At 58.4% G+C, this 6423-nt stretch carries 4 protein-coding genes and 3 pseudogenes; 3 read left to right on the top strand and 4 right to left on the bottom strand.

Going from position 1 to position 6423, the window contains the following annotated elements:
• Positions 1 to 356 precede the first annotated feature (356 nt).
• Entirely contained in the window at positions 357 to 800 is a 444-nt protein-coding gene (locus DN412_RS41895) for a GNAT family N-acetyltransferase (protein WP_115216860.1), read from the bottom strand.
• 695 nt (positions 801 to 1495) lie between these two features.
• The gene (locus tag DN412_RS41900) at positions 1496 to 1699 is read right to left on the bottom strand and encodes a cold-shock protein (RefSeq protein ID WP_115216865.1); all 204 of its coding nucleotides are present in this window, start codon (positions 1697 to 1699) and stop codon (positions 1496 to 1498) included.
• 521 nt (positions 1700 to 2220) lie between these two features.
• Here DN412_RS41900 and DN412_RS41905 point away from each other — a divergent pair.
• The gene (locus DN412_RS41905) at positions 2221 to 2622 is read left to right on the top strand and encodes a GNAT family N-acetyltransferase (RefSeq protein WP_244223097.1); all 402 of its coding nucleotides are present in this window, start codon (positions 2221 to 2223) and stop codon (positions 2620 to 2622) included.
• 1306 nt (positions 2623 to 3928) lie between these two features.
• On the opposite strand, the gene tnpC is transcribed toward DN412_RS41905, so the two are convergent.
• Entirely contained in the window at positions 3929 to 4255 is a 327-nt protein-coding gene (gene tnpC, locus DN412_RS45600) for a Tn3 family transposase post-transcriptional regulator TnpC (RefSeq protein WP_279635311.1), read from the bottom strand.
• Positions 4256 to 4310: 55 nt separating this feature from the next.
• On the opposite strand from tnpC, the pseudogene DN412_RS41920 reads away from it, so the two are divergent.
• Positions 4311 to 5344, top strand: a pseudogene (locus DN412_RS41920) (IS110 family RNA-guided transposase).
• Between the two features lie 312 nt (positions 5345 to 5656).
• Here the strand turns inward: DN412_RS41920 and DN412_RS41930 are convergent.
• A pseudogene (locus DN412_RS41930) lies at positions 5657 to 5800 on the bottom strand (transposase domain-containing protein); the annotation flags it as partial.
• On the opposite strand from DN412_RS41930, the pseudogene DN412_RS41935 reads away from it, so the two are divergent.
• Positions 5795 to 6259 (top strand): annotated as a pseudogene (locus DN412_RS41935) (TolC family protein); the annotation flags it as partial. The pseudogenes DN412_RS41930 and DN412_RS41935 overlap by 6 nt on opposite strands.
• Between the last annotated feature and the right edge of the window lie 164 nt (positions 6260 to 6423).

Below are 6423 nucleotides of genomic sequence, written 5' to 3' on the forward strand. Positions count from 1 at the left end.
AAGCTCTTTGAGCTGCAGAGATGGGCGCCAATATTATTTCATGTATGACTTCCGAGCCCATTCAGTCATGATTTACGGCCAAGAGCGCTGATCCGGCGCCTTGCTTTGCGAAAGTAGGGCTAGGGCAGGTTGCCGCACTGAATTCGGCTTTTTTAGATTAGTCCTTTCTACGCCATTCGCCGACGCAAAGTGCATGCCAGAGGCGCATGGGCATCACGGGTGTTCATCAATCCCAAGCATATGTGCCGCAAAAAAGCATCTGCGCCAGTGGTGGCCCCACTACTGTTTTTCGGTCCGAGCCTGTAGCCAAGTCGCGGGCGCGCTGGTAGCGTCGGCCTGTCTGAACAGTGTCCGGACTATTTCAATTCGCAATGCATGCACAGTGCCGAGGTTAGTGTGGCGCCTTGAAACTCCGACGAGGCTCTAGCATCCGTGGGCGCCTTGTCGGCAGGAATGAGCGAAAAGCCCCACCGCGCGAAATAGGCGGGAGCCGACGCCGACAGCAATACTGCATGTCGTACTTCGGTGCCCCGTGCACGCATCAGGAGGGCGCTGACAAGGCGAGTAGCAATACCCCTATCCCGACAGGTGGGTTCAACGGCTACCGAGCGGATGACGATGGATTCTCCATGACGCTCTGCCGCTGCGCAGCCAATGATGCGACTGTCGCTATGCGCGACGTGGAAGCTGTCAATAATCTCCGCTACGCCACCCGTGGTTAGCCGGCATTGTTCTAGCAATGCGGCTATTTGAGGCAAATCGGCTAGGGAGGCCAAACGGAGGTGAGGGTGGCGCGGCATGATACTGTCTCTTGCTAGTGCTCGACGTGGCTCCAAGAAGCCCGCGACACATCTTATATGTTGATCACAATCACGATGAATCTCTCCGTGCAATCGCGTGGGGCCGCATGCTACCGTTTGGAATCGTTCCTGGCAACGGTGTGCGGCCACTTCGCCGCCGCAAATTTGCGACGAAATGTATCTAGGCCCTCTTCGCGGTGCAAAGAATTTTTGCGCCAGGCCGAGGCATCTTCGCTCGAGTGAGTGAGCGAGGCAGACTGCCGAACTGCGGCCGACCTGCTGCGGCGAGATGTAAGGCACGCAAATCGCTTTATATCACGACGTGATATATTTGAGAGGCCCGTGTACAACTTCAAATCAAAGCATATTGAACCGGGCTCATCGAAGCGCGACGATAAGCGCTCAGTAGCCAGACCTCGAAGCCCGCGAGGTAAGAAAATCGAAGCGTGAACCTGGCGTGCAGCCACTGACTGTCCTGGCAATCGGTTGAAGTTAGCTGGGCTACCGCCGGCACGACCACGGAGCGAGAGAGACCAGAGGGGCCATTCTCTCCCGAAAATATCTTCGTTAAAAACGAATCCCCAGCAAACCGTTGAGTTTGCTGGGGACTTTAGTGAATCAAGCGCCGTTTACCCACGCCTTTGCAGAACGGGTGGCGCGATAAAAGGGTTATTTGTACTGCCGGACGCGAGCGCCTATAGCTTGCGAATCTTTGATGCTTGTGGGCCTTTCTGGCCTTGCGTGGCTTCGAACTCTACTTTCGCGCCTTCCTCGAGTGATTTGAACCCGGTTCCTTGGATTTCCGAGTGATGCGCGAACAGGTCTTTGCCGCCGTCATCCGGCGTGATGAAGCCATAGCCCTTCTCGCTGTTAAACCACTTCACGGTACCAGTTGCCATCTCATCCTCGAAGCCAAAAGCATGCAAACTTGCATGCAAGGAAAGTTGTCAAGACGCTGAGCTCCAGCGCGGAGTTCGCTGCCAGCAGCTTCTTGTGTCGTTAGCATATCGTGTCGCGCTCCCTAGCGCCAAGGGGTCCCTCGCTAGGGTTTACCTTTGGCGATGGGCAGCGAGTCGCGAGGGCGGGATGCTGGTAGGGTCTGATACAGCCGCCCCTCATGCCGAACGAATGGAAGCCAACCATGTTTATGGTGGACCCAGGACTTTGCGTGACTGCCTCAGGTGAAATTAAAAATATTCACATCAGAATTAAGTCACTCGATGTTGCCTGGCGCTGGACACGGGGCACGGAATAGCGAAGGCGGGCATTATGTTTAAAATGGTGCCACTCATACAGTTAGCCGATGGTATGCCTCGAACCCTTGCGACATACTGCTTGGAGAACATCGTTGCACGTGCGTCGGGAGGCAAGAAAAAAAATGATAAAAGCTATGAGAATCCGCGCGGCCGGGGCGTCAGACGTGCAAGCCATCACGCAGGTGCTCCGTTCCTGCGGTTTGCCTGGCAGCGATGTAGACCCGTCGTCCCGTCTCTACAGTCTGGGCGTCCTGGGTGAGAAGGTAATCGGCTGCGCCTGCGGCGAAAAGCTTGGTGAGACGGTCATCATCCCGGCCGTTGCGGTTCTAAGTGAGTACCGGGGCCACCAGGTAGCCACCCATCTTGTCAGGGCCATCTTGATGCGTGCCCGTGCCAGTGGCTGCACCAGGGCCACAGTGCTCACGTCCGACCATCCCGCGTTCTTCGCCCGCTTCGGTTTTACTCTTACCGCCTTGGACGACATGCCGCAGGAAATGCAGCTGTCGAAGGAATTCCTCCGACGCTTTGGTGCGAGGACGCATTACATGTGCCGTCGACTCGATTGAAGCCCGATGGCGACTAATGAGCATCGTGATGCTGACAGCAGCGGCGCTGGTTCTTGCCTTGGTCCTCCGTGCGCTATATCTGCATATACAGGTGGCGCACACAGAGTTGATTCGCCGTGACACGAAAGGTGCGCTTAGCTACGAGGTGCGGCGGCGTGTTTATATGGAGATGCTACCCTTGCATGTTTCGCGATACCCCGAGCCTAGGGAGGTGCGCACCCGTGTACTTCGGCTTACTGGTGTGGTGCTGTGGCGCAAACCATTAAGCATCGCCCTCCCCACCGAATCTTGTGCGCGCCTTGAGGAAATCCCGGCCAGGGAATTTGATGGCCGCTTTCCCCCGTGCTTGCAGCTGGGCCCATCTCGGGGGCGGTAGCAAAGTATGAACTCAACCCCTCAGTTTCATGGTCGCAACCTCGGCCATTCGGACTACCTCAATTGGGGTACGGCGCAATTGGGAGAGCCTAGCCAGAGCAGTCACATCGGCGCCGCTCGCGCCCGAGCGCGCCCACAGGTACCTGGTTCCGCTTGCTGCGGGGATATGGCCAGCGTGACACGAGTTTGGGAATCGTCCCTACAGGTGGCCGTTAAGCCAAGCGGCTTCTTTCATTAAACGCTGCCCGAGTGCCTGGATACGTCTACGCGCCCGGCGTGCGCACTCTTCTGGCGAGCTGTGAGGCGCCGGCAGCCGTTGGATGCCACGACAGACTCGCCGAAAAATGAAGTCAATCTCATTCTCGGTGAAATCGCCATAGTCGCGGTATGTAGTACGATTTTCTTTTAGATACGCGTCCAGCTCGACTTCCGCGAGCATCAGCGCGTTAGCCAGCAGAGACCGCGAGTGCAAGCGCAACCAGCGACGCCGCCAAGGCTTGTAGCCCTTCTCGTTCATTTGACCCCCCCCGATACCAAAACGCCATCTCCGCATGCGGCCGGAACTACAAGGAGCCTCTACCGGATGCGTGTGGCGAGAGTTTTGAAGCCCAGCATAGCCCTCTGCCAAGCGAGCAGCAATGAAGGAAGGCCAAAAATGGGACCTACTAAAGAGGGGGATGAAACGTTAATTGAGATGGCCCAGCGGTGCGACACCTTGGGGAATCGTCCCACCGGGTGGCCGGTGAGTCAGGCTAAGGCCTGGGGCCGTCAATGCGAGGGGCCACGATGCCCGTGCCATTGGCTGACTTGCTGCACGCGCGGCTGCCCGCGTGGGGCCAGCATATCTTCCAAGTCCCATGGCCTCTGGTTGAAGGAAGTGTGCAAGCCGGGGACGCGGTTATATTGGCCGTGCCCAACGACGCGCCTCGCATTAAGGCGCCACAGCTCCAATCGCCGGACACGGGAGTCGCCGAGCTCGTCGGTAAAGTGCGGTGGTCTCGGCCTGCTCGACCAAGGTTGGATTCGTTGCTCCCAAGACGAGACTGGCACCATTGAGAACGGTATGGGCCATGCCATGTAATTGGAGTAAGTCGTCGCGAATACCTTCTGGCTCGCACAATCGGGCTCGAATCGTATCGACTAGGTCCACAATGCGCAGGATCTCCCTGGTGTCGAAACTGTCCTGCAGGTGACGCAAGACTTCGGTGTCAACTGGGCCATAAGCAATGGGATGGACGCCCCCACCCGGTGACAGCATCGATGTGCCAGAGTGGAAGTGTCGCTAGCCACTCAAACCGGAAGGGGCATCCATCATGCAGATTACGACAATTGGGATCGACCTGGCCAAGAATGTGCTACAGGTCCACTGCGCAAACGAGCGAGGCAAGACGGTGCTGCGCAAGCAGTTGCGGCGTGAGCAAGTTGCAGCGTTCTTCGCCAACCTCCCGAGTTGCCTGATCGGGATGGAGGCGTGCGGCAGTGCACACCACTGGGCCCGTAAGCTGCAGGCGCTAGGGCATACGGTCCGGCTGATGGCGCCGCAGTTTGTGAAGCCTTATGTCAAGAGCAACAAGAACGATGCGGCCGATGCAAAAGCATTTGCGAGGCTGTAACGCGGCCCACGATGCGGCTTGTACCGATCAAGAACATCGAACAGCAGACAGTCCTCTCACTCCATCGCGTGCGCCAGGGCTTCATAAAGGCTCGCACCGCTCAGGCCAACCAGATCCGTGGCCTGCTTGCTGAGTACGGTCTCGTTGTGCCACAAGGCATTGCCTATATCGCCCTGCGTGTGCCGGATCTGATCGAGGATGCGACGAACGATTTGCCTGGCACATTCCGCCAGCTTATCGACCGTCTGCTCGAGCACCTCAAGTTGCTCAATCGACAGGTCAACGAGATCGAGGCGCAAATTAAGGCCTGGCATCGTGACGACGAAATCAGCCGACGACTCGAACAGGTGCCTGGAATCGGACCGATCACAGCGAGCGCGCTGGCTGCGACGGTAGGCGATGCAAAGAACTTCGACAACGGGAGGCAACTCGCGGCGTGGTTGGGGCTTGTGCCCCGACAACATTCCAGCGGCGGCAAGGCAAAGCTGCTTGGCATGAGTAAAAGAGGTGATGCATACCTTCGAACCTTGCTCATCCACGGAGCGCGGTCGGTAATCTATCGAGCGACGCAGAGGAACGACCGTGATAGTTGGCTGGTCAAGCTGACAACGCGCCGAAACGCTAACGTCGCGGCGGTCGCCTTGGCCAACAAGACAGCTAGAATCGTTTGGGCGTTGCTTGCCCACGACCGTCAGTTCCGACCCGACTACACGCCTGCTATCGCAGCCGCGTAGTCAAGTCGGCCAGTCAAAACAGGCTTCAGAGGGATCACACCACAGATTGCGCAAGCGATCACGAAGTGATGGCAAGACAGGTAAGACCGTGGTCGGCAAAGCCCTTCCCGGACGAGGCACCAAGAGTGCGTGTAAGCGATCGAGGCGCCGACCAGCAAGTCCCATCAGGGACAGTGAGCATGTCCATGCTCGCATCAAAAGTCCGAATGTACGGGAGCAATCTTCCTCTTCTCGTTGTCATGAGCTGAGAGCTTGGCAAACTGGGGGCGTCCATGTACGCGCGGTGATCCCGTCTTGACGACAGCGCCGCGGTCAGGACTGCGGGAGTTGCCAGTGATGAGGCAGAAGCTCCTCGAGGCGACTTGCGGGCTGCGTTGGCAGTCGTGTGAGAACGTCTTTGAGGTAGGCGTAGGGATCGTGACTCAGCCTGGCCGACTGAAGGAGGCTCATGGCCGCGATCTGGAGCGCAAGCCTGATCCGACAGTGGGCGTGTTCGTCACCATCGAGCGCGGCGGCGCGGAGCGGATTGCCGGCGTGAGCGTCAGCATGCCGCTTGGCTCCGCGCACCGGCGGTCGGTGGCATTGGCTGCCGCTGCCGACGCGGAGGCGGCAGCCCACTGCCGCCTGGCGGTGGAGCCTCGGATCGGTGCCGAGTTCGAGGTGCTATACCGTGGCTTGGAGGGCAAGCGGGCCGCCGCCATGGCGCAGTCCGAGGCGCTTGCACTACAGCGCAGTGCTGCCGAGCGCACGGCGCGAGCCTACAAAGCGGGTGAAACCAGCTTGAGCGAGCTATTGATAATCCGGCGCGCGCTGGCCGACACCACGCTAGCTCAGCGCGCGGCCGTGGTTGATACACTGGAGGCCAACAGTCGGCTACGGCTGGATCTGCATCAAATGTGGGACTTTGATGACTGAAGCGTTGGCCGATGCCGCTCCTAGCAGGCAATGCCGGGCGGACTATTGATCTTTCCGTAAATCATGACATCACCACAACGTTGCCTGAACCCAGCACGCGGCGATGATCGAAGGCCGGTGTTGAGCGCTTTTGAGCTTGTTGCGGGCGACGGTATGCAACTCGT

Origin of the sequence: Cupriavidus lacunae (assembly GCF_003353055.1) — a bacterium.
GTDB classification, from domain to species: Bacteria; Pseudomonadota; Gammaproteobacteria; order Burkholderiales; family Burkholderiaceae; genus Cupriavidus; species Cupriavidus lacunae.